At 66.4% G+C, this 1,286-nt stretch carries 2 protein-coding genes; both read left to right on the forward strand.

The features are described 5' to 3' along the window. Positions 1-94: 94 nt before the first annotated feature. Positions 95-439, forward strand: a complete 345-nt coding sequence (locus ACFQ8C_RS37040) for a hypothetical protein (RefSeq protein ID WP_383466364.1) — start codon at positions 95-97, stop codon at positions 437-439. Between the two features lie 7 nt (positions 440-446). After that, positions 447-1,217 (forward strand): transposase, encoded by a 771-nt coding sequence (locus tag ACFQ8C_RS37045; protein WP_383466366.1) that lies wholly within the window; start codon positions 447-449, stop codon positions 1,215-1,217. The last annotated feature ends 69 nt before the right edge of the window (positions 1,218-1,286 follow it).

The raw sequence follows: 1,286 nt of genomic DNA on the forward strand, positions 1-1,286 counted from the left end.
CTAAGGGCTGTCCCGTAAACGCTGGCCGGGTTGTACCCAGGTGAGCCGGGATATCCGCGAGCCTCCGACATGGCAGCTGTGACAGCCTTCTGACATGCCATGGGAGCTGCGAGAACATGCAGGCCGTCACTACGCCGTGCTGTTCCACTACGCCTTGCCCGACGATGCCTGGGCTGTGGAGCTGAGCGAGGCTGTGCCGGCGTCGGCCGAGGGGGCCGAGAACCGCGACGCTGTGGTGACCCACTTGCCCGGCGCTGCCTTCTTGGTAGCGCTTGTCCCAGACGAGGACCCCAGCCTGCAACCGACCGTCCGCATCTGGAGCCCTGACGAGCGCGTTGTCCCCTACGAGATCATGCGTTGGTTCATGGAGCAGGTCGCCGACCAGGTAGAACGCTGCCGCATCGCGTTCGAACAGGGGGAACCTGAAGCAGTGGAATGATCACGCAGTGGCTGGTGTGATCACGGCGTCGGAGCCTTCCTGGATAGCCCCGTTCTCCGGGCTGACCCCTCGCGCCTTCGGGAAGCTGGTGACGGTTCTGCGGCGCGAGGGTGCCGACGTGGTCCGCAAGGGCCGGCCATGGAGTCTTCCGCTGGAGGACCGAGCCCTGCTGGTCGCGGCGTACTGGCGCACGAACCTAACCATGCGGCAGCTCGCGCCGCTGTTCGGGGTCTCGAAGTCGGCGGCGGACCGCATCATCGACCACCTCGGGCCGATGTTCGCGCTCCGGCCCCGTAAGCGGTTCGCCAAGGACACCGTGCTCATCGTGGACGGCACCCTGGTCCCCACCCGCGACCACACCATCGCCGAGCAGTCGAAGAACTATCGGTACTCCACCAACCACCAGGTCGTCATCGATGCCGACACCCGCCTGGTCGTCGTGGTCGGGCGGCCGCTCGCCGGGAACCGCAACGACTGCAAGGCGTGGGAGGAGTCCGGCGCCAAGGCCACCGTCGGCAAGACCCTCACGATCGCCGACGGCGGATACCTGGGCACCGGCCTGGTCATCCCGCACCGCCGCAAGCGCGGCCAGACTGAACTCCCGGAGTGGAAGGAGGACCACAACAAGTCCCACAAGCAGGTCCGGGCCCGCGTCGAGCACGTCTTCGCTCGTATGAAGACCTGGAAGATCCTCCGCGACTGCCGCCTCAGAGGCGACGGCGTCCACCACGCCATGCTCGGCATCGCCCGGATGCACAACCTCGCCCTCACCGGATAGATCAACGGGCTTGACCGCGATCAACCATGCCCGAGGCGACTCGGAGATCATTTACGGGACAGCCCTTAG

The sequence above is a fragment of the Streptomyces sp. NPDC056503 genome, from assembly GCF_042794995.1.
GTDB lineage: Bacteria > Actinomycetota > Actinomycetes > Streptomycetales > Streptomycetaceae > Streptomyces.